This is a genomic window from Aeromicrobium sp. 636, assembly GCF_024433585.1.
Lineage (GTDB): Bacteria > Actinomycetota > Actinomycetes > Propionibacteriales > Nocardioidaceae > Aeromicrobium > Aeromicrobium senzhongii.
In genome coordinates this window covers 117,093-142,002 of record NZ_WNJU01000004.1, presented here as the reverse complement: position 1 = coordinate 142,002, position 24,910 = coordinate 117,093, and the positions used below count along the sequence as shown (strand labels likewise).

The following is a 24,910-nucleotide window of genomic DNA, read 5'->3' as shown; positions in this document are numbered from 1 at the left end:
CGGCATGAGGTGCCGTCGGTTCACTCGTTGACGCTCGCTCATGAGAGAACCGCCTCCTCGGCCGGGTCCGCCTGACGACGGTGGTGTGCGTGGTAGCCCAGGATCTGCAGCTCGGCCGCGACGTCGACCTGGCGCAGGTCGACGTGGGGCGGCACCTGCAGGGCGGTGGGCGCGAAGTTCAGGATGCTCGTGATGCCGGCGGCGACGAGCGCATCGGCCACGCTCTGGGCGGCGGCCGGCGGCGTGGAGATGATCGCCAGCGAGACCTCGCCGTACTCGATGACGTCGGTCAGCGCGTCGATCGAGCGGACCTCGTGGCCACCGACGACCGTGCCGACGAGGGCCGGGTCGGCGTCGACGACCGCGGCGACCTTGACGCCACGGGCCCCGAAGCCCTGATAGGCGGCCAGGGCCGAGCCGAGGTGACCGGCGCCGACGATGACGACGGGCCAGGGCTGGGTCTGCCCGACGACGGTGGCGATGTGACCGGCCAGGAAGCGGACGTCGTAGCCGACGCCGCGGGTGCCGTAGGAGCCCAGGTGCGACAGATCCTTGCGGACGATCGCGGAGTTGACGCCGGCTGCGGTGGCGAGGTGCTCGGACGAGCACACGTCCGTTCCGGAGGCGGCGAGCTCGTCGAGGGCACGCAGGTACAGCGGGAGCCGGGCGACGGTGGCGTCGGGGATCCCAGCGGGGCTGCGAAGAATGGTCACGGTGCTCCTGCGCCGCGGAATGACGGGAATTTTGGGCCGTGACGCGCCGTCAGTCTAGGAGTTTGGGAACCCTTTCACAAAATCGAGAGCAGCGGCAGCCCTCGTTCACGCGTCGCCACTGACGAGCGGTCCGACCCGCTCCGTGATGCGGTTCCACAGGAACGGAGCGAGCGATCGGGTGAACGTCGCAGTGAAATGATGACCGTCGCGATAGACGTTCACGCCGCCGATCATCGAGGGGCAGACGTCGCGCAGGCAGTAGAAGTCCGTCATGTCGATCCGCTCGGCCCCCGGGGTCATCCGGGCCGCGTCGCCGAAGGCGTCCCCGTAGGGGAACGCGTCCTCGCGGCGGACCGCACAGGTGGTCTCGTCCCACGCGTCGACGCGGTCCAGGCACTTCGCCGGAGGGGACTCGTGGTCCGGGTTGTCGACCACGGCGGCGACCGGGATCCCCAGCGATGTCGCCTCTTTCCACGCCTTCGAGAGGCCGCGGGCGCGCTGCTGCGGCGAGCCGGCGAGGTTGCGGGAGTAGCCGGTCGTGACGATGAGGTCGATGTCGTCGCGGTGCTCGCGGATCCAGTCCGCGACGTTCTCGCGCCAGGCGGGGCAGGTCTGCAGGACCTCCGGCACGGCGGTGCGGCCGGGCAGGTCGGTCGACCAGGCGCAGCCGCCCTTGAGCTGCGTCGTGAGGGTGAGCTCGCCGATCTCCGCCAGGCGCAGGAACGCCGGCAGCAGGGCGCGGGCGTGGGAGTCCCCGAGCAGGACGACGTGCGGGACGCCCGTGGCGTCACCGAACTCACACGACTTGAGCTCGGTCTCGTCGTTCACGACCCAGCACTCGCGGTGCCCGCCGAAGTCGCGACCGACGTCGGGACCGGCCGGGACCCGCAGGGTGGCCAGCTCGGGGTTGTCGCACTCCCCCGCCGCCGGCATGGACGCCGCGCCGAAGCAGTCGGGCATGTCGGCGTTGACCCGCCGGGTCAGCTCCTGGGCGCGCTGCTCCTCGGCGTCCCCGGCCTGCCAGCCGTACGTCGCCACCGCGACCACCACGGCGGCCGCCGCGAGGGACGCCAGGCCCGTCACGGCCGGGCGGCGCAGTCCCCAGCGGGTGCCGAAGCGGATGGGGTTCTCGACGAACCGGACCGTCAGCCAGGCGAGGACGAAGGTGCCGACGAGGATGCCGACCCGGGGACCGAACCCCAGCTCGCGGTCGAGGATCTCGGGCAGCAGGATCAGCGGCGGCCAGTGCCACAGGTACATCGAGTACGACAGGTCGCCGGTGGCCTGCACCGGGCGCCAGGCCATCAGCGGAGTCGGCGAGAGCCGGCCGCTCGGGGCGCCCGCCGCGATGACCAGGAGCGTCGCCAGCACCGGCGCGATGGCCGCGGTCCCGGGGAACGGCGTCGACTCGTCGTACGCCAGGGCGCACACCGCGATGACGCCGAATCCGAGCCACGAGGCCCCGATCGCGGCGCGGCGCGGCAACCGGATCCGGTCGGCGGCCACGAGCAGCGCCAGCACGGCGCCCGCCCCGAACTGCCAGGCCCGGGCGGGCGTGGCGAAGTACGCCAGCTGCGGGTGCTGGGACGTCAGCCACAGCGAGTACACGAAGCTGGCCAGCGTCACCGTCGCGAGCACGGCCAGCAGGACGGGACGCCGGGCGCGGCCCGTGCGGCGCGCGACGACGAGCGCCGCCACGACGAGCAGGGGCCAGACGAGGTAGAACTGCTCCTCGACCGAGAGCGTCCAGTAGTGCTGGACGGTCGAGGGGATCCCGTCCGCCGCCAGGTAGTCGACGGAGTCGGCGGCCAGGACCCAGTTCTGGACGTAGAGCGCCGAGCCGATGATCTCGCGGAAGTTCTGCGTCCACTGCGCCGCCGGCAGCCACAGCAGCACGCCGATCGCCGAGACCAGCAGGACCAGGTACGCCGCGGGAAGCAGGCGGCGGGCCCGACGGGCCCAGAAGCGCGCCAGGTCGACGCGGTCCTCGCGGTCCACCTCGCGCAGGAGGTGGCCGGTGATGAGGAACCCCGAGATGACGAAGAAGACGTCGACGCCGATGTAGCCGCCGCTGAGGCGGCCCGGCCACAGGTGGAAGCCGACGACCGCCAGGACGGCGATCGCCCGCAGGGCCTGGATCTCGGGGCGCATCGTCAGCGGTCGCGGCGCAGCAGGCCGCGCAGGCCGGAGCGCGAGGACTGCGCGGCCTTCAACTGCTCCTCGAGCGCCTGGATCCTGGCCTCGGCCCGAGCAAGGCCCTGGTGGGCGGCGCGCGCCGTGTTCCAGGCCCGCAGGTCGAGGATCTCGGGCTCGCTCGAGCGCGGTCGGATCACCAGGCCGGGGCGGACCTCGACCTGGGCCACGGCGCGGTCGAACGGGGCCTCGCCGGCCGGCAGGTCCAGCACGTGGCGCAGCCCGTGACGTTGCAGGAAGCCGGCGAAGCGCGCCACCCGCTCGGGGTGGTTCGCGATCAACGGCTTGTAGTCGGAGGCCTCGAAGAGTCGCTCCGGGGTGTCCTCGAGCGTCTGGCGCGACACGTGCGTGTGCGGGATCTCGAAGTACTCGCACAACTCGCGCGTGCGGCTGTCGTGCACGATCACGTGGGCGGGGGTCCCAGCCAGCAGCGACGCGATGTTGCCGTGGATCCGGTGGCCGACGGTGAAGTCGCGGTCCGCCATCGAGTCGATCCAGGTGGGGGCGTGGCAGTGGAAGACCGCCCGGTTGTCCCGGATCGCGCGGTGCCGCACCGACGAGGGGTACTCCGGCGAGCCCCCCTTCACCGCGGGCCCGCCGAGCATCGCGTCGAGGTCCCTGCGGTCCTGGGCGACGTACTCCGCCCGGGGGTGGCGGCGGAAGACGGCGTCGACCCAGCCGTCGGGGATCGGGACGTGCGGCGTGAGGTTCAGGCTGACCTTCGTCCGCTTGTCGAACACCGGGGCGGCCTCGCGGATGCTCAGGTCCGACCCGCGCAGGAACATCGACGGGCAGCCGATCACGTCGACCTCCGAGAAGCCGAGCGAGTTCAGGTAGCCCGCGGTGCGCTCGCCGCGGACGCCGAGGGCCGGGCCGCGGGCCAGGATCGCCCGCATGAAGCGCCGTGCCGCGTCGTCGACCTCGTCCGTCGTCTCGACCGTCCCGTCGAGGTGGAACTGGCCCCCGACGCCCAGGATCGTCACCGGGACGGTGAGTCGCTCGATGGCCTCGGTCAGGGCGGTCAGCTGGGGCAGGTAGTCCGGCCGGAACGCGTTCGCCAGCGGGATGACGACGTGGCGGCCCTCGTCGTTGAAGCGGTCGACGCTGCGCCTCAGGGTGTTCAGGTTGTTCGTCTCGACGTCGACCCCGTCGACGGTCAGCGTCCGCTGCGCCGACGCCGCGAAGATCAGATTGCCGGAGTTCCGGCCGAATCCCGGACGGAAATCGTCCATCGACGGCGGGTTCAGCGGGTCGACGTAACGGCGGACGTAGATGCGATCAGACACGGAGCAAGTTTCGCGGACGCGGTCAACGGCCGCAGCGGCAGCCTCGAATCAGCCCGACACTTCAGGCCAGAGCCGCCCGCAACCGGCGCGGGTCGACGCGCCAGAAGTCGTGCTGACGGCCGTCGACGAAGGTGACGGGCACCTGGTCGGTGAACCGCTGCTGCAAGTCGGGGTCGGTGTCGATGTCGACGCGGGCCCAGGTGTCCCCCGTCTCGGCGACGAGCTGGGCCACGACCTGCTCGGCTGCCTCGCACAGGTGACAGCCCTCGCGGGAGTAGACGACGACCCGTGCGTCGTCGGCGTGCGGGACGGTCACGTCAGCTCCTTGCGCGCCAGGGCGCGGAGGCGGCCCTTGGCCACCTTGCCGGTCGGCGAGTGCGGCAGCGCCGCCACGACCAGGATCCGCGTCGGGACCTTGAACCGCGCGAGTCGCTGCGCGGCCAGCTCACGCACGGCGGTCTCGACCGGCACGGCGTCGCTCTCGGGGTCCTCCGGAACGACGAAGGCGACGACGGCCTCACCGGTGCGGTCGTCGGGCACGCCGATCACCGCGACGGATGCGACGCCCGGCGCCTCGGCGACGGCCTCCTCGATCTCGGAGGGGTAGACGTTGAAGCCCGAGACGACGATCGTCTCGCGCAGGCGGTCGACCAGGACGAGGTTGCCCGCGTCGTCGAGCAGGCCGATGTCGCCGGTCCCCCACCAGCCGTCGGCGTCCGGGCCGTCCTCGCCGTCGGGCCAGTAGCCCGAGAACAGGTTGTCGCCGCGGACGAAGACCTGGGCGGGGTCGCCCGGGGCCGCGGGCTGGCCGAGGAAGTCGCGCAGCGCGATCTCGATCCCCGGCAGCGGCCGGCCGACGGAGCCCGCCGGCGGCACGACGCCGGGCTCGCGACCGTCGCCGATGGTGGTCGTCACGACGGGCGCCGTCTCGGTGAGGCCGTAGCCCTGCTCGACGGGCCGGCCGGACAGGGCGTGGAACGCCTCGGCGAGGTCGGGGTCCAGGGCCGAGGCGCCCGACACGATCAGGCGGACTCCGGCGAGTGCCTCGCGCAGGCCCTCCAGACCGACCCAGGCCGAGATGACCGGGGGGGCGACCGGCAGGTTCGTCATGCCGTGCTCGGCGATCTCGGAGAGGAGGCCGGACGGGTCGAACTCCTCGACCAGCACGACCGTGGCGCCCACGCGCACCGACAGCGACAGGACGCAGTTCAGCCCGTAGACGTGGAACATCGGCAGCAGGCCCAGGACGACGTCGTCGGGCGTGATGACCGGCGGCGAGTCGATCCGCAGCAGCTGGTCGATGTCGGCGGTGAGCGCGCGGTGCGTCAACATCACGCCGCGGGGCAGGCCGGTCGCGCCGGAGGTGAACAGCACGACGGCCAGCGACTCGGGGTCCGCCGGCGCCACCGGGGTGCTGTCGACGGCGTGCTCGAGCAGGGCGCCGAAGCGCAGCTCGCCGCCCTCGGGCGCGGCACGGTGCACGACGATGAGCGACTCGCCCGTGTCCGCCTGGCGGACCTGGGTGATCGACTGCGCGTCACCCACGACGATCTTGGGCGCGCAGGCCTCGACCATGCGCGAGATCTCGCGCGGGGTGGCCCGCGGATTGATCGGCACGGCGACCATGCCCCCGCGCAGGACTCCGTAGTAGGCGACGGCGAAGTCGATGCCGTTCGCCATCACCAACGCGACGCGCTGGCCGGCGAGAACGCCGCGGCTGAGCAGGGTCTGGGCGACCCGATCGGCCCACTGGTCGAACTCGGCCCACGTGACGCGGCGGCCGGAGCGCGGTTCGATCAGGGCGATGCCCCCGGGGTCACGACGCGCGGTCTCGCGCAGATCGTCACTGAGGTTGACGGCCATGGCGCCGAGTCAACCACATCGTGCGGCTCGCGTTCGTGGATACAGTGACGCCATGTCCCCGCGCCATGGAGCAGATCCGCCCCGGAATCTGCAGGCGCGCTCGATCCTGGCAGGGCAGGCCGCGGCGGCCGCCGCCGAGGTCGAGCAGGCGCTGGCGCAGCCGGCCGACCCGACCGCAGCGGCGTTCTTCGACGTCGACAACACGATCATGCAGGGCGCGTCGATCTTCCTGCTGGCCCGCGGCCTGCACGAGCGGAAGTTCTTCTCGACCCGCGACATCGCCTCGGCGGCCTGGAAGCAGGCCTACTTCAAGTACGTCGGCGTCGAGGATCCCGAGCACATCGACCAGGCGCGCAACGCGGCGCTGCAGTTCATCGCCGGTCACGAGGTCCGCGAGCTCGAGGAGATCGGCGAGGAGGTCTTCGACCGGTACATGGCGCAGAAGATCTGGCCGGGCACCCGCGCCATGACGCAGTGGCACCTCGACCGCGGCGAGCGGGTGTGGCTCATGACCGCCGCCCCCGTCGAGATCGCCCAGGTGATCGCCCGACGGCTGGGTCTGACCGGCGGGCTCGGCACCGTCGCCGAGCACGTCGACGGCGTCTACACCGGACGCCTCGTGGGCGAGATGCTGCACGGCGAGAGCAAGGCCATCGCCGTGCGCGCGCTGGCCGAGTCCGAGGGCCTCGACCTCTCGCGGTGCCACGCCTACTCGGACTCCGCCAACGACATCCCGATGCTCTCCCTGGTCGGGCACCCCTGCGCGGTCAACCCCGATGGCACCCTGCGGGCGCACGCGAAGGAGAACGGCTGGCTGATCCGTGACTACCGCACGGGTCGCAAGGTCGCCTCGGCCGGCGCGAAGGCCGCGGCGGCGGGCGCCGTGGGCTCGGCCGCCTGGTTCCTCGGCCGACAGGTGCGACGCCTCAGGTAGCTCGATCCCCCGCGACCGGCGGGCGCCTGCGGCTCGCGGGCGTGTTCAGCCGGTCGTAGTCCTGCTCGGTCAGGGGCGGCAGCGGCTGCTCGACGTCCGGGGACAGGGCCTGCAGCAGCATCGCGAGGTAGCGACGGCGCACCGAGGGGCTCGACACCGGCGAGTTCAGCCCCAGCACGACCATCCGCAGCAGCCAGTAGATGTCGAGCGGCTCGAGGTCACGGCGCAGGACTCCCTTCGTCTGGCCTCGCCGCAGCAGCTCGACGAACGGCTCAGCGAGGTCGGTCAGGGCCTCGTCGGTGACCTGGCTGACGCCCACCTCCCCCAGCACCGGGGTGTAGCGACTGATCACGTCGACGAACCGTGCGACGACGTCCAGCAGGTCGGCGTCCTCGTTCTCGGTGTCCTCGACCAGCGGCAGCAGCTCCTCGGCGAAGATGCGGCCGAAGGCCGCGCTCTCGAGCGCCGCCCGATTCGGGAAGTGACGATAGACGGTGGCGACCCCCACGCCTGCCTCGGCGGCGATCTGGTCCATCGACGGGGTGGCGTCCTCGGCCCACAAGCGCTGGACCGCATCGAGGATCCGCTCGGCGTTGGCCCGCGAGTCGCGCCGTGACATACGTCTCCTCACCCTGACTGGTCCGGTTTCATGGCCCATTCTACGATGTGAGAGTCACCTATCACTTCGTGAGGAAGACCTGTGTCCACTCTTCTGTACCGCTGGGGCAAGACCGCCTTCGCGCACCCGTTCCGCTTCCTGGGCGCCTGGCTCGTCCTGCTCGCCGTCATCATCGGCTCGATCGCGCTGAACGCGCCGAAGCTCAGCACCGAGGTGACGATCAACGGCGTCCCGGCCCAGAACGTGCTCGAGCAGCTCGAGGACGAGATGCCGGCCGCCGCCGGTGGCGCCGGACAGATCGTCTACCGCGCCCCTGACGGAGCCTCCTTCTTCGACCCGCAGCTGGCCGGCGCCCTGGCGCAGTCCATGGACGGGATCTACGACGACGAGTACGTCGTGAACCCCGCCGATCTCGCGGGGTCCGCGCAGGACCAGGCTGCGGCGCAGGAGCAGATGGGCGCGCAGGTGAAGGCCGCCGAGCAGGCGCTGGCCGCGGTCCGCGCCGGCCGCACACTGGACCAGCCCGTGCCCCTCGTGGTGCAGGACCAGCTGGTCCCCGGCGTGACGATCTCGCCGAAGGGCGACGTCGCGATGGCGCAGTTCCAGTTCACGAAGCAGACGATGGACCTGCCCACCGGCGCCATCGAGGAGACCCTCGACGCCGCGAAGGCACCGCTGGAGGGCACCGACATCGAGGTGCTTCCGGGCGCCTCGTTGCAGGAGATCCCCGAGGTCGTCGGCCTGGGTGAGGTCGTCGGCATCGTCGTCGCGGCCATCGTGCTGTTCCTCGTGCTCGGCTCCGTCGTGGCCGCGGGCCTGCCGCTGGTGACCGCCCTGCTGGGCGTCGGCGTGGGCGTGGGTGGCGCGTACGCGCTGGGCCACTTCTACGAGCTCGGCTCCATGAGCGTCGTGCTGGGCCTGATGCTGGGCCTGGCCGTGGGCATCGACTACGCCCTGTTCATCGTCAACCGCCAGCGCCGCCTGATCATGCGCGAGCGCCTCAGCGCCCACGAGGCCACCGGCCGTGCCGTGGGCACGGCGGGCAGCGCCGTGTTCTTCGCGGGCACGACCGTCGTCATCGCGCTGGCCGCCCTCACCGTCATCGGCATCAGCCTGCTGACGATCATGGCGATCATCGCCGCCGCCACCGTGGCCGTCTCCGTGGCCGTCGCCCTCACCGCCCTGCCGGCGCTGCTCGGCCTCGTGGGCGAGCGCATCGTCTCGGACAAGGCACGGTCGAAGTTCACCAAGCGCGAGACGGCCGGCGTCGACCACGCCACCGCCCGTCGCTGGGTCACCTTCCTGTCGAAGCACCGCTTCCTCGCGGCCGGGGCCGTCGTGGCGGTCACGCTCGCCATGGCGATCCCCGCTCTGGACATGCGCCTGGGCCTGCCGGCGGGCGACAACTACAACTCCGGCACGGACCAGCGCGAGAGCTACGCCGCCGTCGAGGAGTCGTTCGGCGAGGGCCTCAACGGCCCGCTGCTGGTCGTGCTGTCGTCCCGCTCCGACGAGCCGGTCGACCAGCGTGCCGCCGGCGCGATCGTGGGCGAGCTGGGCGAGACCGAGGGCGTCGCCTCCGCGACCCCGTCCGGCATGAGCGAGGACGGCCGCACCGCCCTGGTCTCGCTGATCCCCGAGAACGGCCCGACGGACCCGTCGACCGAGACCCTCGTGCACGAGCTGCGCGACCTCGAGGACGGCATCGCCTCGAAGTACGACGTGGACCTGGGCATCACCGGCCAGACCGCGATGGGCATCGACATCGCCCAGAAGATGAGCGACGTCATGCCGATCTACCTGGCCATCGTCGTGGTGCTCTCCCTCATCGTGCTGACGATCGTCTTCCGCTCGATCATCGTGCCGCTCAAGGCGACCGCCGGCTTCCTGCTGACGATCCTCGCCACGCTGGGCGCCACCACCGCCGTGTTCCAGTGGGGTTGGTTCAACAGCCTCTTCGGGCTGGACTCGACGGGCCCCGTCATGGCGTTGCTGCCGATCCTCGTGACCGGCATCGCGTACGGCCTCGCGATGGACTACCAGGTGTTCCTGGTGTCGTCGATGCGTGAGTCGTGGGTGCACGGGCACAGCGGCCGCGAGTCGGTGATCGACGGTTTCACGCACTCGAGCCGCGTCGTCGTCGCGGCGGCGGTCATCATGACCGCCGTGTTCGCCGGCTTCATCTTCAACGGCGACCCGATGATCAAGCAGATCGGATTCGCCCTGGCGATCGCGATCGCGATCGATGCGTTCCTCGTGCGCATGACGCTCGTGCCGGCACTGATGGCCATGTTCGGTGACCGCGCCTGGCGCCTGCCGGCGTGGCTCGACCGGGCGCTGCCCGACCTCGACATCGAGGGCGACCAGCTGCTCAAGCGCCTCGGCGCGAAGGAGTGATCCCGCGGGCGCCGATTGCGACAAACGTCTCACTCTTCTCGCCGAGGGGGCGGTTCTCCGCTTAGGGTTGTCCCATGCCTGAACCAACTCTGTCTCCGGAAGTTGCGCGGCTGTCGGCCGAGTTCGCAGCCTTCGTGGCGGCATCTCGGACCCGTGAACAGGAACTCCAGGCGGCGCTCGACCAGCGGTACGCCGAGACGGCGGAGCTCTCGCGGCTGCTGGTCGCGTCGAAGCGGCGCGAGGCGGTCGCGAAGAAGCGCATCGCGACCCTGAAGGCCCGCCTCGCGGAGCACGAGGCGCAGTCGAACCTCACGGCTCGGTTGCGACGACGCCTGAACCGAGGCACGGGATCGGCTCGATGAGGTTGGAGGCCATCCGCCGCTCGCAGTACTTCGACGCCGAGTGGTACCTGGCGACCTACCCCGATGTCGCCGACCTGGAGATGGACCCGGCGGAGCACTACCTCCGGGTCGGCGGGCGGATGCTGCGCGACCCGGGCCCGGAGTTCAGCACGAGCGCGTACCTGGCACTCAACCGGGACGTCGCCAAGGCCCGGATGAACGCCCTGGTGCACTACGAGCTGTACGGCAGGTCCGGCGGACGGCACCTCGCGCCGCCGCAGGGCGTCCAGGACATCCGGGACACGACGCCCGCGGTTCCGCTGTACGGCGGGGACGCTCCGACGCATCGACCCGCGCGCGTCGTCTCCTTCTACCTCCCCCAGTTCCACCCGATCGCCGAGAACGACCGGTGGTGGGGCGAGGGCTTCACCGAGTGGACGAACGTCCGCCCGGCCAGGCCGTACCTGCCGGGGCAGCACCAGCCCCACGTGCCCGGCGAGCTGGGCTACTACGACCTGCGTGATCCCGAGGTCCAGCGACGCCAGGTGGAGCTCGCGAAGCTCTACGGCGTCGAGGCCTTCTGCTTCTACTTCTACTGGTTCGCCGGCCACCGCCTCCTCGAGACCCCGCTGCGCAACTATCTCGACGACCCCACCCTGGACCTGCCCTTCATGGTGTGTTGGGCGAACGAGAACTGGTCGCGTCGCTGGGACGGTCGCGACCACGACATCCTCATCGCCCAGGAGCACTCGCCCGAGGACGACCTGGCCTTCATCGAACACGTGGCCGACTACCTGCGCGACCCTCGGTACGAGCGCATCGACGGGCGACCGGTGCTGCTGGTCTACCGGCCGAACCTGCTCCCCGACCCGAAGGCCACGTCGCAGCGGTGGCGCACCTGGTGCCGCGAGAACGGCATCGGCGAGATCTACCTGGCCTACACCCAGTCCTTCGAGTCCACGGATCCGGGCGAGTACGGGTTCGACGCCGCCATCGAGTTCCCGCCGAACAACAGCGGCATCCGCGAGACGACCCACTCCACGCCGCACTTCCCCTCGTTCGAGGGGCACGTCTTCCGATGGGACGACCTCGTCGACCGGAGCTTCGCCTACTCCGGCACGCCGTACCGGCGCTTCCGTGGCGTCTGCCCCTCGTGGGACAACACCGCCCGCCGGGGCAAGACGGCCACCGTCATCGCCGGCAGCTCGCCGGAGAGGTTCGCCCGCTGGGTGACCCATGCGGTGCGCGACACCCGGCGCAGGAGCGCATCGGACCAGGACCGGTTCGTGTTCGTCAACGCGTGGAACGAATGGGCCGAGGGCGCCCATCTCGAGCCGGACGAACGCTACGGGTACGCCTGGCTCGAGGCGCTCAGGGTCGGGCTGGACTGCGGCGCCGCCCCCACGCAGGTCACGGAGGACAGCGTCGTCGAGGTGGTGCGTGACCTCACCGTGACGCAGCTGCTGGCGCGGGTCCCCGAGTGGGAGGCGCGCGGTGTCGACGTCGTCGTTCGCCTGGACGCCGACGAGCCGGAGGAATTCGACCCCGGCGCCGTCCGCCTGCGATTCCTGGCCGATCGGGACCTGGGCATCGCTCTCATCGGTGACGACATCGCCACCCACGACCACCTGGAGTCCCACGTCCGCGGGGTCGCGGCGCGGCTGGGCCTCGACGCCTCCGAAGCGGCGACCTTCGGGTCGCGGGCGCCGCGGTCGTTCGCGGCCCGCCTCAGCGCCCTGCGCCCGCTGGCATCGCTCGCGTTCGACGAGACCCACACCGACCCCGGCTCGGCGCAGTTCATCCCCGCCCTCGACGACGTGCTCGAGGCCGCCGTGCCCCTGAGCGCCATCGCGACGGGTTGCCGCGTCTCGGGCCTCGTCGACGCCGAGGCCGACGGGCGGCCGTCGATCGTGATCGTCTCGCACGACGCCCACCCGCACGGCGCTCAGCGTCTCGCGCTGAACCTGGCGCGCGGGTACCGATCGCTGGGGTTCGCGATCGAGGTCATCCTCCTCGGACCGGGCGTGCTGACGGAGCGCTTCGCCGAGACGGGCGCCGTGCACCGGATCGACCTCCAGCAGGACGCGCCCGAGCGGATCGTCGGGCTGCTGCGGACGCTGCGCGAACGCGGCGCATCCGTCGCTCTGGCGAACACCACGGTCTCGGGCGCGCTCGCGCCCTGGTTGCGCGGGGCCGGCTTCACGGTCGTGTCCCTCGTGCACGAGATGTCGGGCGTCCTGCAGCAGATGGGGCTCGACCAGGCGGCCGGCGACCTGACGGACAACTCCGACGTCGTCGTCTTCCCCTCGGCCGTCGTGCAGCGCCACTTCGAGGACTTCACCGGCCGGCCCGTGCCCACGGCGGTGACCCGTCCGCAGGGCCTCTACCTGACGCGTTCACCCGGCGACCCGGCGAACGCGGGGCCCCTCGACACGGTGCACCGTCGCCACGGTTTGCCCGTCGATGCCCGCATCGTGCTCGGAGTGGGCTACGGCGACGAGCGCAAGGGGTTCGACCTCTTCGCCGAGGCCTGTGCCGAGATCCTCCGGGCCGATCCGCGCGCCGCGGCGGTCTGGGTCGGCCACCTGGCCCACGACGACCTGGTGGGCCAGGTGCACGCGCGGATCGCCGCCGACGACCTGCAGGACCGGTTCGTCTTCACCGGACTGGTGGAGGACCCCGAGCTCTACTACGCCGCTGCCGACGTCTTCTTGCTGACGTCGCGCGAGGACCCCTTCCCCTCCGTCGTCCTCGAGGCGATGGACGCGCAGCTGCCGGTGATCGCCTTCCGCGACGCCACCGGCGCGCAGGAGCTGGTCGAACGCGGCGTGGGCGTGCTCGTGGACCAGTTCGACGCCGCCGCCATGGCCCGTGCGGTGCTCGACCTGACGACCGACACCGCGGCGGCCGCCGCCATGGGCGCCCTCGGCCGGCAGATCGTGCAGGACGAGTTCCGGTTCTCGGACTACCTCTTCGACCTCACCACCCTCGCGGGGATGGACCTGCCCCGGGTCTCGGTCGTGGTCCCGAACTACAACTACGGGCACCTGCTCTACGCCCGCCTCGAGAGCATCGCGGCGCAGACGCTGCCGGTCTACGAGGTGATCGTCCTCGACGACGCCTCCACCGACGACAGCCTCGCCGTCCTCGAGGAGTTCGCCCGGACCTCGTCGATGCCGGTGCGCCTGGTCGTGAACGAGACCAATTCCGGATCGGTCTTCCGGCAGTGGCGAGCCGGCGTCGAGCTCGCCGCCGGTGACTTCGTCTGGGTGGCGGAGGCCGACGACCTGTCCCACCCGGACTTCCTCCAACGCGTCACGGAGGCCTTCGCCGATCCGGACGTCGTCATGAGCTACTGCCAGTCGAAGATCCTCGACGTGCACGGCAACGTGGTCGCGTCGGACTACCTCGACTACGTCGCCGACCTCGGCGCCGCACGCTGGTCCGAGCCGTACTGCCACGACGGAACGGACGAGATCCGGTCGGCGCTGTACCTCAAGAACACCGTGCCGAACGTCAGCACCGCGGTCTTCCGGCGCGAGGCGTGGCTCGAGACGCTGTGCAAGCACGGGGACGAGATCGTCGGTCACCGGAACGCGGGCGACTGGGTCGCCTATCTGCGGCTCCTGGAGCGCGGGCGGATCGCGTTCGTCCCCGAGTCCCTCAACCTCCACCGGCGGCACGACCAGGGCGTGACGATGAGCAGCTTCAACCTCGACCATCTCCGTCAGATCGTCTCGGTGCAGCGCGACACGATCCGGCGGTACGGACTGGGCGAGCAGGAACAGGCCATGGCCGCGACGTACGCACAGTCCCTCTACCTGCAGTTCGGGCTCGCGACCGAGGAACACCCCACGGTGCAGACGCATCCCGATCTGTGCGACCTGTGACCCCGCTGCCGGCCCACGAGGCTCCGGTTCGGCGATCCCCTAGGGTCGTCGCATGACGGTCCTTCCCCCGTGCGTCCTGGCCGCCGCGGCTTCGCCTGGGGAGCGTTGATGTCCAGCACGTGGAGTCGGACGTGGGTCGACACGGCGATCCGGCAACTGGTCACCGACCCGGAGTCACCGGTCGCGGAGCCCGGGGTGCCGTGGCAGGAGATCGTGCAGCTGCTGACCCGTCAGGTCCTGGCCGGTGACCGCACCGACGCCTACCACGGCCTGCGGGGCACGGCCGCGCTCGACGACCTGCAGAAGCGGGAGTTCATCGAGTCGCTGAACGTGAACTACCTGTTCGGGCAGGGCCGGGAGTGGACCAACCACGGCGTCCTGCGCAGCTTCCGCTTCTGGTCGCACGACGAGAAGGTCCGGTACCTGCAGGGGGCGAACCGGATCATCGAGATGCTCGAGGGAGTCGGCGCGGGGGTGATGCTGGGGTTCGGCTCGGTGCTCGCGCACGTGCGCGACGGCGACTTCATCCCGCACGACGACGATCTCGATCTCATCGTGGCGTTCGACTCCGCCGAGGTGCCGTCGCTGACCGAGGCACTCGAGCTGACCTCGGCCGTCCTGCTCGACGCCGGGTGTGAGGTCTCCGGCGACCTGCCGACGCATCGCAAGGCCAGGTGGGGCGACGACCACCACGTCGACGTGTTCGTCGGGCTCATCGAGGGCGATCGGGTCTCGTGGTTCCCCAGCGCGCGCCGCGGTCTGGCGGTCGATCAGGTCCTGCCTGCCCAGGAGGTCGACTTCCTCGGCGTCAAGGTGAAGATGCCCGCCCAGCTCGAGGAGTACCTGCAGATCACGTACGGGCCGGACTGGGCCACACCGATCAGCAACTGGAATCACCCGTGGAACCGGGCCGAGTACGCCGATCTGCTCGGTGAGGGGCCGCCGCCGCCATCGGTCGCCGCCGCCGCGACGCTGTCGCACCGACCCCGGTTGACCCACCCGGCCCAGCGGATCGTCAAGCGCGCCGAGGAGCTGTCCCTCGCCGAGCCGCAGGACTTCGGACGCGCCGTGAAGCAGCTGCGCCGACTGTCCGTCGACGAGTTCGCGGAGTTCATGTGGAGCCTGCCCGACCCGGCGCGCCCGGGACTGAGCCGACTCCTCCCGGCGATGGCCTCCCCGGCGGTGCAGCAGGGGTGGACCGGTGCGTCCGGTCAGGACCTCCTCCCCCAGGCGACCGCCTTCGTCCGCTCGGTCGAGACGGCCTACCTGCGACACACCGGCGGACGTCTCGAGGGCAGGACGATCCTCGACGTCGGCGTCGGCTACGGCCGAGACCTGCGGCTGATGTACCGCTACACGGATCCGTCCGCGCTGTGGGGAGTCGACGCCCGCCCCGCGGCGCTGGAGGCATGCCGGGAGAGCGGCGTGGCGGCACAGCTGCGCCAGTGCGACGAGGCACCGGACGTGATGCCGGTCGACGGCACGATGTTCGACCTGGCCTATTCGTTCTCCCTCTTCACCCACCTGCCCGCACCGAGTGCGCTCGCCGTGCTGGAGGCCACCCGCCAGGTGCTGAAGCCCGGTGGCATCTTCGTCATCACGGTGCGTCCGACCGACTTCTGGGCCCTGCGGGCGCCGCAGCGGGGCGCCGACCCGGCCGCGCTGCGTGCTGAGCACCGCGAGCACGGCATCGCCCACCTCTCCGAGGACGGAGACCCCGCCCCGTGGTCCGGCGACGCCACGGTGTCGCCGTTGTTCTTCAAGCGCCACGGCTGGAAGGTCGTGGGTCGCGACTGGAACGCGGTGGACCCCCACCAGATGATCCTCGTCCTGCAGGCGCAGCCCCAGGAGTCCCGCCCGGCCACGCCGGCGGACCCGCCGTCCGGCGGCGCGGGGATCGCACAGCGGGCGCGCCGGGCGCTGCGTCGGCGGATCGGCTGAGCCGGAGCAGAGGTGCCGGCGCGGGACACGCCGCGCCGCCCGGCTCGGGCGTCAGACGAAGGGGTTGCCGCGCTCGACGAGCAGGTTGTAGAGCGTCTGCTGGATCGTCTCGCGCACCTGGTCGGTGACGTTGAACAGCAGCATCGGGTCGTCGGCGGACTCGGGCGGGTACGCGTCGGTCCGGATCGGCTCACCGAACTCGATGATCCACTTGCTCGGCAGCGGGACGAGTCCCAGCGGGCCGAGCAACGGGAAGAACGGCGTGATCGGGATGTACGGCACGCCCAGCAGTCGCGCGAGCGAGGGGATGTTGCCGATCAGCGGGTAGATCTCCTCGGCACCGACGATCGAGACGGGGATGATCGGCACCTGGGCCCGCATGGCCGACGAGACGAAGCCGCCGCGGCCGAACCGCTGTAGCTTGTAGCGCTCGCTGAACGGCTTGCCGACGCCCTTGAAGCCCTCGGGCCACACCGCGGCGAGCTCGCCAGAGGTGAGCAGTCGCTCGGCGTCCTCGGCGCACGCGAGGGTGGCACCCATCTTGCGCGCGATCTGACCGACGTACGGCAGCCGGAAGACCAGGTCGGCGCCCAGGGGCCGAATCGGCCGGCCGGCGTACTTGCGCACCGCGTAGCCGGTGATGAGGCCGTCGACGGGCACGGTGCCGGAGTGGTTGGCCACGAGCAGCGCCCCACCGTCGGCGGGGATGTTCTCGATCCCGCGGACCTGGAGACGGAACCAGCTCTCGGCCAGCGGCTCGACCAGGTGCGACAGCAGGTCGACGACCTCCGGATCCATGCCGAACTCATCGACCGAGTAGTCACCCGAGAGCCGGCGACGCAGGCTGACGGCGATGTCGGTCATCGTCGCCTGCCAGTCGGTTCCGAGGAGTCGGCGCGCTCCCTCGGCGAAGGCGGCGGCGACGTCCTCGGGATCCAGATCGGCGGTCGCCTCGCGCGGAGGCTCCTGCTGGCCGGGTCCGTCGTCCTCGGGCACGGCGTGCAGATGGCGCTCGCGCGTCGAGGTCGTCGGCTCCTCGGCGGGCTCCGGCGCCACGGACTCGCGTACGCCGGACGGCTCGGTCGGCTGGGCCGCCGCCGTCTGCTTCGTCGCCTTCTTCGCGGCCGTCTTCCGGGTCGCGGTGGTCTTCTTCGCGGCCGTGGTCTTCTTGGCCGCCGCGGTCTTCTTCGCGGCAGGCTTCTTCGGGGCCGCCTTCTTCGCGGCAGGCTTCCCGTCGTCCGCCGCCGCAGCAGCCTTCTTCGCCGAGGGCTTGCGCGCTGCCGACTTGCCTGCGGCGGGTCCGGCCAACGACCGGGCGGCGCGCGACGGCGACGTCGAGCCGTTGCCTCGACCGGCCGGACCGGACGTGCCGATCCCCTTCAGGTTGTCGTTCATCGCGTGATCCCCCATGCGTGCAACAGACCCGGGCGCGCCGTCTCGGCGTACCACTCGAAGGTCTCGCGCGTCGTGTGCCGGGGACTGTAGCCGAAGATCTCCCGCAACGCGGTGGTGTCCAGCACGCGGCCGTAGGTCAGCAGGCGGTGGACGCCCGGGGACACGTCAGAGCCCATGAAGTGCACCATGCGGCGCAGGACCGAGCCGAAGCCCACCGGCGGGATCGGCAGCGTCGGCTTGCCCAGGAGGCGAGCCGCCTGCGTCAGCATCAGCACGCCGTCGCCCGCGACGTTGAACGTGCCGGGGTGGTCCTCGAGCGCGGCGCGGGAGATCACCTCGAACGCGTCATCGGGATGCAACAGCTGCAGACGGGCGTCGAAGCCCATCGGCACCGGCAGGACCGGGTTCGAGAAGTAGGTGCCCAGGACCGTCGGGAAGTGCGGAGAGAGCCACTGCGCCATGCGCAGGGTCGTCACACACACGTCGGGACGCCGCCGAGCGAAGCCGCGGGTGTACCCCTCGACCTCGACGATGTCCTTGGCGAAGCCCGACTTCGTGCCGCCGCGGGCCGTCGCGGACTCGGTGAACACCGCCGGGTCGCGCGGCGACGCGCCATAGACGGCGGCGCTGCTGGCCAGAACGACGCGGCGGACCGTGTCGGCCCGCTGGCACGCCGCCAGCACCTGCATCGTGCCGATGACATTGATCTCCTTGGTGGCGCTTCCGCCACCGCGCGAGCGCATCGGCGCCAGGTCCATGTGGACCACGGTGTCGATGTCCTCGACGGCGAGAACCTTGGAGATGACCGGCGTGCGGATGTCCGCACGCACGAATTTGACTGACCCGAGATCGTCGGTGGGCAAGGTCGTGTCGACTGCTACGACCCTGACGTCACCCGCTTCAGCGATGCGCCGCGCGGCGCGAGCCACGCCGGGCGTGGCCGCGCCCGTGACGAGGACGACCCCGGACATCGGTCACTTGCCCAGACGGCGACGCTGGACGCGAGTGCGCTTCAGCATCTTGCGGTGCTTCTTCTTCGACATCCGCTTACGGCGCTTCTTGATGACAGAACCCACGACTCACCTCAATCTGATCTTTCACACACAGGACAGACCAAACACTAGGCGATCGCATCCACCTGGCGCACACGCGGTGGCGTAGGCACGACTGTCGCCCCGGCGGTCCGCCCCCCTGCGAACCGCCGGACGCGTCAGCCGGCTTGGTAGAACGACTTGCTCAGCAGTTCCTCGACCGCGTGCTCGGGCACACGGAAGGAACGGCCCACACGCACGGCTTCGAGTTCGCCGGAATGCACGAGTCGGTACACCGTCATCTTCGAGACACGGATCTGGTCCGCGACCTCGGCAACGGTCATGAAACGGGTTCCCTCAGACATCTCCACACCATCCTCCCAGGGGCACGCGCGCTCTCCGGCTTCCCCACCGGAGAGTGAGCGCGCGTGCTTGTTGTGAAGACTAGTGGCAGATGAGTCCGGTGGGAACACATTATTTGAAACTCGTCGATGCCCGGCGTACCTTACGCCAATCCCGGCCGCCTTTTGTACCGCCTGCGTACACTGAAACACCCAGTTACACCGGGAAATTACCTCAATACGAGGGATCAAGGCCATTCAGAGGAAAAGTTTCCGTCCGGGACGCCTGGATCGAGCGATCGAGCCACGACGCGGGGTCGTAGCCCTCCTCCCAGGGGCGGTAGAGCGCCCGGCGACCGTCAGTCATCCGGGTCGGCGCAGGCTGACCGCGCAGCTCCTCGACGGCCCGGCGCCAGCGCTCCGGGGTCTCGGTCTCGGGCGGGAGGGGATTCCCGCTGACGATCGCCAGCAGGTGGCCCCAGGCGCGCGGCACCACGTCCACGACCGCGTAGCCGCCACCACCGGTGGCCAGCCACTTTCCCTCGGTGACCTCCTCGGCCAGGTCGCGCACCGCGAGGTAGGAGGCCCGCTGCCCGTCGACGCTGAGCATCAGGTTCGTCAGCGGATCGTCCATGTGCGAATCGCAGCCGTGCTGGCTGACGATGACCTCGGGGCCGAACTCGCGCACGATCGCCGGCACGACCGCGTGGAACGCGCGCAGCCAGCCCGCATCCGAGGTGCCCGGCGGCAGCGGCACGTTGACGGCCGATCCCTCGGCTCCCTCGGCACCGATCTCGGTCGAGTAGCCGGTGCCCGGGAAGAGCGTCTTCGGCGACTCGTGCAAGGAGATCGTCAGCACCCGGGGGTCGTGGTAGAAGATCGCCTGCACGCCGTCGCCGTGATGGGCGTCGACGTCGATGTAGACGATCTTCTGGGCGCCGTGGTCGAGCATCCACTTGATGCCCATCGCGACGTCGTTGTAGACGCAGAAGCCGCTGGCCCGCCCGGGCATGGCGTGGTGCAGGCCGCCGCTGACGTTGATCGCCCGCTTGCGCTCGCCGGTCCAGACCAGGCGGGCCGCCTCGAGGCTGGCGCCGGCGATCAGCGCACTGGCGTCGTGCATGCCGCGGAAGACCGGGTTGTCCTCGGTGCCCAGGCCATGCGCGGAGTCGGTGTGCGTCGGGTGCTTGCTCAGGTTCACGACCCGCTCGACGTAGTCGTGCGTGTGGACGCTCAGCAGCTCCTGCTCGGTGGCCTGGCGGGCGCCCACCACGTCGAGGCCCTCGAGGACGCCCAACTCGTCGGCCAGAGCCATCGTCAGCTTGACCCGCACCGGCGCCATCGGGTGCGAGGGCCCGAAGTCGTACTCGGTCAGGCGTTCGTCGAACACCACGACGGCGCGATCTTCCATGGCGTCAGCCTAGTTCCGCGGAGCGGGCGGCGGCGGCGCGAACGCCGGCACGGATCCCCTCGCCCACGCCTTGGTCGTCGAAGGTGGTGATCGCGGCGTGCGTCGTGCCGTTCGGCGAGGTCACCCGGCGCCGCAGTTCGGCCGGCTGGTCGTCGGATCCCGCGAGGAGCTCGGCCGAGCCCAGGAGGGTCTGGACGGTCAGGGTGCGGGCCGCCTCCGGATCCAGGCCGGCGTCGATCCCGGCGGCGATCATCTGCTCGGCCAGGTAGAAGACGTAGGCGGGCCCCGAGCCCGACACGGCCGTCACGGCGTCCTGGCGCGACTCGTCGACGACGACGACCTCGCCACCCGCGCCGAGCAGGTCGACGACGGTGTCGAGGCGTTCGCTCGAGACCCGGTTCCCCGGCGAGACCCCGAACATCCCGCGGCCGATGACGGCGGGCGTGTTCGGCATGGCGCGCACGACCGCCACCGTGTCCGGCAGGACGTCCTCGATGGTGGCCGTCCGCACGCCGGCGGCCAGCGAGACCACGGTCGCGTCCGGATCGAGGTCGCTCGCGAGTGCCGGGAGCACCGCTGCGACGTCCTGGGGCTTGACCACCAGCAGGACCACCTGGGCGCCCGCCACGGCCTCGATGTCGGCGGCCGTGGAGCGGCCCTGCGCCTCGAGCTCGGCGCGGCGTTCCGGGGTGCGCTCGATCACCACGATGTCGTCGTGACCGGCACGCGCCATCGCCTCGACCAACGTGCCACCCATGACGCCGCCACCGACGACCGCGATCCTCATGGGGCTGAGCCTAGTTCCCGACGGCGTCATCGTGGCCGCGACCCGAGATTGCGTGCCGTCAGGCACTCACCGGGCGATGCCGAGCACGGCCAGCGCCTCGTCGACCGAGTCGACGATGCGGCACAGCTCGTGGTCCTCGTCGCTGATGAACCCCTCGGTCACGCCGTGGGCGACGAGGTCGCGCAGCGGCCCGAAGTACCCGTCGACGTCGACCACGACGATCGGCTTGTCGTGGATGCCCAACTGGCGCCACGTCAAGATCTCGAAGAACTCCTCGTAGGTGCCGAGTCCGCCGGGCAGGACGACGAACGCGTCCGACAGCTCGTGCATCAAGGCCTTGCGCTCGTGCATGGTGTCGACGACGTGCAGGTCGGGCTCGCCGGGGCGACCTCCCTCGCGCTCCAGCAGCGACTTCGGGATCACGCCGATGGCGCGGCCGTTCGCGGCCTTCGCCGCCCGCGAGGCGGCGCCCATGATGCCGATGCTGCCGCCGCCGAACACGAGGTTCACCCCGGCCTCGGCCAGGCCGGCGCCGAACTCCTGCGCCGCCCGGACGTACTCGGGCCTGGCTCCGTCGCGCGCGCCGCAGAAGAGGCACACCGCGCGGACTGCTCTCTCGCTCATGGGGCTCACGGTGTCAGTCTGCCGGGAAGGACCCGCCGGTGCGCCGGAACCGGCGCGTGATGCCCGGCACGGCGGGCCTATCGTGGCCGCGTGCGCATCGACCCCTTCGTCGTGATGATCCTCGGCCTCGCAGGGCTCGGGATCGTGCTCCCCGCCCAGGGCACCGCACTCGAGGTCGTCTCGGTCCTGGTCCAGGTCGGGATCGTCGCGCTGTTCTTCCTCTACGGCGCCCGCCTGTCGACCGGCGAGGTCCTGCACGGGGTCAAGGCATGGCGTGTCCACGGGGTCATCGTCGTCTCGACGTTCGTCATGTTCCCGCTGCTGGGCCTGGCCCTGTCCCCCCTGGCGCCGGCGCTGATCTCGCAGCAACTGCTGGCGGCACTGGTGTTCGTGTGCCTGGTCCCGTCCACGGTGCAGTCCTCGGTGGCGTTCACGTCCATCGCCGGCGGGGACCGGGCGATCGCCGTCGTCGCGGCCTCGGTGTCGAGCCTGCTGGGCGTGTTCCTGACTCCCCTGCTGGTGGCGCTCATGCTGGGCGGTGACGTTCGCGTCGACGCCCAGGCCGTCCTGCGGATCATCGGCCTGTTGCTGCTGCCGTTCCTGGCCGGACAGGTGGCCCGGCGATGGCTGCGCCCGTGGCTCCTGCGACACGACGTGGGCCTGCGTCGCTTCGACCGGTCGACCGTCCTGCTCGTGGTCTACGCCGGCTTCAGCCGCGGCACGAACGCGGACGTGTGGCAGGTGCTGGACTGGGGTGACGGCGTCGTCGTGGCGGCCGTCTGCGTCGGACTGCTCGCGGTCTCCTCGGCGGTGTGCTGGCTCGCCGGCCGGCGCTTCGGGCGCGGGGCGCAGGTGGCCGTCTACTTCTGCGGCACCAACAAGTCACTGGCCGCCGGTCTGCCGATGGCGAGCGTGCTGTTCTCCGCGACCACGTTCCCGCTGATGATCCTGCCGCTGATGGTCTACCACCAACTGCAGCTGATCGTCGGGTCCGTCATCGCCACCAGACTGTCCGGGCACGGCCGTAGCGTGCAGGCATGACAATCACTCCGGCGATGATCACGTGCGACACGACCGACGCCACGGCGTTGGCCACCTGGTGGGCCGAGCAGACCGGCGGCACCGTCACCGAGGAGAACGACGGCTGGTTCGTCATCGTGGCGGTCCCCGGCGGACCCACCCTGGCCTTCCAGAAGGTCGAGGAGCCGACACCGGGCAAGAACCGGCTGCACCTGGACGTCGTCACCGACGACCTCGCGGCCGAGGTCGAGCGGCTGCGGGCCGCCGGCGCGGGGCTCGTGGCCGAGCGTGGCGACGACAGCTTCCGCTGGGTCACGATGACCGATCCCGCGGGCAACGAGTTCTGCGTCGCGCCGCGCCACTGAGCCGGCCCGGCCGCAGTCCGCTCAGACGGGTGTCGGCGCGAGGTGCAGCCGGGCGAAGGCCAACGCCTCCAGCAGGTCGGCGTCGCGGTCCTCGGCCTTGCGGGTGTTGACCTCGACCACGACGTGGCCGGTGAAGCCCTGGTCGGCCAGCCGACCCAGGATCCGGTCGCACCCCTGCGCGCCGCGACCGGGAATGAGGTGCTCGTCCTTCATCGACCCCGACCCGTCGGTCAGGTGGATGTGGGCCAGCCGATCGCCCAGGTCCTCGATGAGCTGCAGCGAGTCGATCCGGGCCGTGGCGCTGTGGGAGAAGTCGACGGTCACGTTCTCGTAGTCGAAGGGCACCGGGTCCCAACCCGGCGCGTAGGCCTGGAACTCACGCTTGCCCGACCGCCACGGGTACATGTTCTCGACGGCGAAGGCGACGTCGTACTCGTCCTCGAGCCGGGCGATGCCCTCGACGAACCCGCGGGCGTACTCGCGCTGCCACCGGAACGGCGGGTGCACGACCACGGTGTCCGCACCGACGTCCAGTGCCATCTCGGCGCTGCGGTGCAGCTTGCCCCACGGATCGGTGCCCCACACGCGCTGCGTCACGAGCAGGCAGGGGGCGTGGATCGAGACGATCGGGATGTCGTGGGCCTGGGCCAACGCCTTGACCGCGGTGGTGTCGGCGCTGACCTCGTCGAGGCCGACCATCACCTCGACCCCGTCGTAGCCCAGGCGGGCGGCCGCCTCGAAGCCCGCCGCCGTGCCATCGGGATAGACCGACGACGTCGACAGCGAGACCATCGGATGACTCGAGCGTTGGCTCACGACACCCAGCCTAGAACGATGCCGGTCACAGGTGGTCCAGGTACTCGATCAGCACGCCCTCACGCAGCGCCCAGGGGCAGATCTCGAGCTCCTCGATGCCGAACAGCTCCATCGTCGCCTCGGCCACCATCGCCCCGGCGCGCATCTGGTGCGCGCGCGTCGCCGAGACGCCGGGCATGGCCGCGACCTCCTCGTCCGAGGCTCCGCGCAGCTGGCGGCACAGCGTCACGAGGTCGCGGTGCGCGAGCCGGCGACGGACGTACGGGCCCCCGCTGTAGGGCGCCGCGCCGCACATGCGCGCCAGCGAGCGGAACGTCTTGCTCGTCGCCACGGCATGGTCGAAGCCACCCCCGCGCAGCAGGCCCCCGGCGACCGCCCCGATCTCGCGGCGCACCTCACGGCGCAGGTCGTCGTACTCCAGGCCGCGGTCGAGCCACTCACGGGTGAGCCGGCCGGCGCCCAACGGCAGCGACACCGCGGTGTCGGGCGTCTCGTCCGAGCCGACGGCCAGCTCGAGCGAGCCACCGCCGATGTCGAAGACCCCGAGCCGGCCGGACGACCAGCCGAACCAGCGGCGCACCGCCAGGAACGTCAACCGGGCCTCGTCCTCGCCGGGCAGGATCTGCAACCGGATGCCGCTCGTCCGGGCCACCCGCTCGATGATCTCCTCGGCGTTGCCCGCGTCGCGCACGGCGGAGGTGGCGAAGGCCAGCACCCGCTCGGCGCCCTTGTCCTCCGCCTGGGAGCCGGCCTCGACCACGTACTTGACCAGCCGGTCGATGCCCGCGTCGGTCAGGTGGCCGTCGCCGTCGAGGTTCTCGGCCAGGCGCAGCGGCTCACTGAAGGAGTGAGCCGGCAGGGGCGGGCCGCCGCGGAAGGCGTCGACGATGAGCAGATGGCCGGTGTTGGAGCCGATGTCGAGGACGCCGATGCGCATGGGCGA

The 24,910-nt window shown here is 71.1% G+C and carries 22 protein-coding genes; 7 read left to right on the top strand and 15 right to left on the bottom strand.

Translation table 11 applies throughout. The features are described from left to right. Nucleotides 1–38: 38 nt before the first annotated feature. The 5 genes from GL325_RS13495 to GL325_RS13475 form a co-directional block, all read right to left on the bottom strand. Entirely contained in the window at nt 39–713 is a 675-nt protein-coding gene (locus GL325_RS13495; RefSeq protein WP_187411705.1) for a redox-sensing transcriptional repressor Rex, read from the bottom strand. A 105-nt stretch (nt 714–818) separates the two neighbouring features. Beyond that, nucleotides 819–2,864 carry an acyltransferase family protein gene (locus tag GL325_RS13490; protein ID WP_154595902.1) on the bottom strand — a complete coding sequence of 682 codons (2,046 nt, stop codon included), beginning with the start codon at nt 2,862–2,864 and terminating at the stop codon, nt 819–821. Between the two features lie 2 nt (nt 2,865–2,866). Then, nucleotides 2,867–4,192: a polysaccharide pyruvyl transferase family protein gene (locus GL325_RS13485; RefSeq protein ID WP_187769883.1), complete on the bottom strand. Its 1,326-nt coding sequence runs from the start codon at nt 4,190–4,192 to the stop codon at nt 2,867–2,869. 61 nt (nt 4,193–4,253) lie between these two features. Next, a complete protein-coding gene (locus GL325_RS13480) occupies nt 4,254–4,508 on the bottom strand; it encodes a glutaredoxin family protein (protein ID WP_187411704.1) in 255 nt (84 codons plus the stop codon). Further along, nucleotides 4,505–6,055, bottom strand: coding sequence for a class I adenylate-forming enzyme family protein (locus GL325_RS13475; protein WP_187769882.1), 1,551 nt, complete (start codon nt 6,053–6,055; stop codon nt 4,505–4,507). Before GL325_RS13475 ends, GL325_RS13480 begins: the two co-directional genes overlap by 4 nt. A 52-nt stretch (nt 6,056–6,107) precedes the next feature. Here GL325_RS13475 and GL325_RS13470 point away from each other — a divergent pair, with 52 nt between their 5' ends. Beyond that, a complete protein-coding gene (locus GL325_RS13470) occupies nt 6,108–6,989 on the top strand; it encodes an HAD family phosphatase (protein WP_187769881.1) in 882 nt (293 codons plus the stop codon). On the opposite strand, the gene GL325_RS13465 is transcribed toward GL325_RS13470, so the two are convergent. Continuing rightward, on the bottom strand, nt 6,982–7,608 hold the full coding sequence (locus GL325_RS13465) for a TetR/AcrR family transcriptional regulator (RefSeq protein WP_187411703.1): 627 nt from the start codon (nt 7,606–7,608) through the stop codon (nt 6,982–6,984). The genes GL325_RS13470 and GL325_RS13465 overlap by 8 nt on opposite strands. Nucleotides 7,609–7,689: 81 nt before the next feature. Here GL325_RS13465 and GL325_RS13460 point away from each other — a divergent pair, with 81 nt between their 5' ends. The 4 genes from GL325_RS13460 (at nt 7,690) to GL325_RS13445 (ending at nt 16,177) form a co-directional block, all read left to right on the top strand. Next, complete coding sequence (locus GL325_RS13460; protein ID WP_187769880.1) at nt 7,690–10,005, top strand: MMPL family transporter; 2,316 nt, start codon at nt 7,690–7,692, stop codon at nt 10,003–10,005. Between the two features lie 74 nt (nt 10,006–10,079). Continuing rightward, nucleotides 10,080–10,367, top strand: coding sequence for a hypothetical protein (locus GL325_RS13455; protein ID WP_154595907.1), 288 nt, complete (start codon nt 10,080–10,082; stop codon nt 10,365–10,367). Then, on the top strand, nt 10,364–14,236 hold the full coding sequence (locus tag GL325_RS13450) for a glycoside hydrolase family 99-like domain-containing protein (protein ID WP_187769879.1): 3,873 nt from the start codon (nt 10,364–10,366) through the stop codon (nt 14,234–14,236). The genes GL325_RS13455 and GL325_RS13450 overlap by 4 nt, the downstream gene beginning before the upstream one ends. Nucleotides 14,237–14,344: 108 nt before the next feature. Then, entirely contained in the window at nt 14,345–16,177 is a 1,833-nt protein-coding gene (locus GL325_RS13445) for a class I SAM-dependent methyltransferase (RefSeq protein ID WP_187769878.1), read from the top strand. A 51-nt stretch (nt 16,178–16,228) separates the two neighbouring features. Here the strand turns inward: GL325_RS13445 and GL325_RS13440 are convergent, their stop codons facing one another. The 7 genes from GL325_RS13440 to GL325_RS13410 all read right to left on the bottom strand — a co-directional run bounded on the left by GL325_RS13440 (nt 16,229) and on the right by GL325_RS13410 (nt 21,766). Next, nucleotides 16,229–17,572 (bottom strand): lysophospholipid acyltransferase family protein, encoded by a 1,344-nt coding sequence (locus GL325_RS13440; RefSeq protein ID WP_187769877.1) that lies wholly within the window; start codon nt 17,570–17,572, stop codon nt 16,229–16,231. Next, nucleotides 17,569–18,543 carry an NAD-dependent epimerase/dehydratase family protein gene (locus tag GL325_RS13435; RefSeq protein WP_154595911.1) on the bottom strand — a complete coding sequence of 325 codons (975 nt, stop codon included), beginning with the start codon at nt 18,541–18,543 and terminating at the stop codon, nt 17,569–17,571. The genes GL325_RS13440 and GL325_RS13435 overlap by 4 nt, the downstream gene beginning before the upstream one ends. A 3-nt stretch (nt 18,544–18,546) precedes the next feature. Beyond that, nucleotides 18,547–18,648 carry a 30S ribosomal protein bS22 gene (locus tag GL325_RS13430; RefSeq protein WP_019143756.1) on the bottom strand — a complete coding sequence of 34 codons (102 nt, stop codon included), beginning with the start codon at nt 18,646–18,648 and terminating at the stop codon, nt 18,547–18,549. 134 nt (nt 18,649–18,782) lie between these two features. Beyond that, nucleotides 18,783–18,968: a helix-turn-helix domain-containing protein gene (locus GL325_RS13425; RefSeq protein WP_154595912.1), complete on the bottom strand. Its 186-nt coding sequence runs from the start codon at nt 18,966–18,968 to the stop codon at nt 18,783–18,785. Between the two features lie 211 nt (nt 18,969–19,179). Beyond that, on the bottom strand, nt 19,180–20,355 hold the full coding sequence (locus GL325_RS13420; RefSeq protein ID WP_187769876.1) for an acetoin utilization protein AcuC: 1,176 nt from the start codon (nt 20,353–20,355) through the stop codon (nt 19,180–19,182). A gap of 4 nt (nt 20,356–20,359) precedes the next feature. Then, complete coding sequence (gene proC / locus GL325_RS13415; protein ID WP_223111306.1) at nt 20,360–21,142, bottom strand: pyrroline-5-carboxylate reductase; 783 nt, start codon at nt 21,140–21,142, stop codon at nt 20,360–20,362. A gap of 66 nt (nt 21,143–21,208) precedes the next feature. Then, entirely contained in the window at nt 21,209–21,766 is a 558-nt protein-coding gene (locus GL325_RS13410) for a TIGR00730 family Rossman fold protein (RefSeq protein ID WP_187769875.1), read from the bottom strand. 90 nt (nt 21,767–21,856) lie between these two features. On the opposite strand from GL325_RS13410, the gene GL325_RS13405 reads away from it, so the two are divergent. Together GL325_RS13405 and GL325_RS13400 are read left to right on the top strand one after the other, a co-directional pair. Further along, the gene (locus tag GL325_RS13405) at nt 21,857–22,807 is read left to right on the top strand and encodes a bile acid:sodium symporter family protein (protein WP_222865823.1); all 951 of its coding nucleotides are present in this window, start codon (nt 21,857–21,859) and stop codon (nt 22,805–22,807) included. Further along, nucleotides 22,804–23,151 (top strand): VOC family protein, encoded by a 348-nt coding sequence (locus GL325_RS13400; protein ID WP_187769874.1) that lies wholly within the window; start codon nt 22,804–22,806, stop codon nt 23,149–23,151. Before GL325_RS13405 ends, GL325_RS13400 begins: the two co-directional genes overlap by 4 nt. Nucleotides 23,152–23,172: 21 nt before the next feature. On the opposite strand, the gene GL325_RS13395 is transcribed toward GL325_RS13400, so the two are convergent. Together GL325_RS13395 and GL325_RS13390 are read right to left on the bottom strand one after the other, a co-directional pair. Beyond that, entirely contained in the window at nt 23,173–23,967 is a 795-nt protein-coding gene (locus GL325_RS13395; protein WP_308209243.1) for a sugar phosphate isomerase/epimerase, read from the bottom strand. A gap of 25 nt (nt 23,968–23,992) precedes the next feature. Next, nucleotides 23,993–24,904 carry a Ppx/GppA phosphatase family protein gene (locus GL325_RS13390; RefSeq protein WP_154595916.1) on the bottom strand — a complete coding sequence of 304 codons (912 nt, stop codon included), beginning with the start codon at nt 24,902–24,904 and terminating at the stop codon, nt 23,993–23,995. Nucleotides 24,905–24,910 lie beyond the last annotated feature (6 nt).

Bases quoted from the DNA above. Each gene is read 5' to 3' on its own strand.
- GL325_RS13390 (WP_154595916.1), bottom strand. From the start codon at position 24,904: ATGCGCATCGGCGTCCTCGACATCGGCTCCAACACCGGCCATCTGCTC.
- GL325_RS13400 (WP_187769874.1), top strand. From the start codon at position 22,804: ATGACAATCACTCCGGCGATGATCACGTGCGACACGACCGACGCCACG.
- GL325_RS13490 (WP_154595902.1), bottom strand. From the start codon at position 2,864: ATGCGCCCCGAGATCCAGGCCCTGCGGGCGATCGCCGTCCTGGCGGTC.
- GL325_RS13435 (WP_154595911.1), bottom strand. From the start codon at position 18,543: ATGTCCGGGGTCGTCCTCGTCACGGGCGCGGCCACGCCCGGCGTGGCT.
- GL325_RS13470 (WP_187769881.1), top strand. From the start codon at position 6,108: ATGTCCCCGCGCCATGGAGCAGATCCGCCCCGGAATCTGCAGGCGCGC.
- GL325_RS13465 (WP_187411703.1), bottom strand. From the start codon at position 7,608: ATGTCACGGCGCGACTCGCGGGCCAACGCCGAGCGGATCCTCGATGCG.
- GL325_RS13450 (WP_187769879.1), top strand. From the start codon at position 10,364: ATGAGGTTGGAGGCCATCCGCCGCTCGCAGTACTTCGACGCCGAGTGG.
- GL325_RS13425 (WP_154595912.1), bottom strand. From the start codon at position 18,968: ATGTCTGAGGGAACCCGTTTCATGACCGTTGCCGAGGTCGCGGACCAG.
- GL325_RS13440 (WP_187769877.1), bottom strand. From the start codon at position 17,572: ATGAACGACAACCTGAAGGGGATCGGCACGTCCGGTCCGGCCGGTCGA.
- GL325_RS13410 (WP_187769875.1), bottom strand. From the start codon at position 21,766: ATGAGCGAGAGAGCAGTCCGCGCGGTGTGCCTCTTCTGCGGCGCGCGC.
- GL325_RS13455 (WP_154595907.1), top strand. From the start codon at position 10,080: ATGCCTGAACCAACTCTGTCTCCGGAAGTTGCGCGGCTGTCGGCCGAG.
- GL325_RS13420 (WP_187769876.1), bottom strand. From the start codon at position 20,355: ATGGAAGATCGCGCCGTCGTGGTGTTCGACGAACGCCTGACCGAGTAC.
- proC (WP_223111306.1), bottom strand. From the start codon at position 21,142: ATGAGGATCGCGGTCGTCGGTGGCGGCGTCATGGGTGGCACGTTGGTC.
- GL325_RS13475 (WP_187769882.1), bottom strand. From the start codon at position 6,055: ATGGCCGTCAACCTCAGTGACGATCTGCGCGAGACCGCGCGTCGTGAC.
- GL325_RS13445 (WP_187769878.1), top strand. From the start codon at position 14,345: ATGTCCAGCACGTGGAGTCGGACGTGGGTCGACACGGCGATCCGGCAA.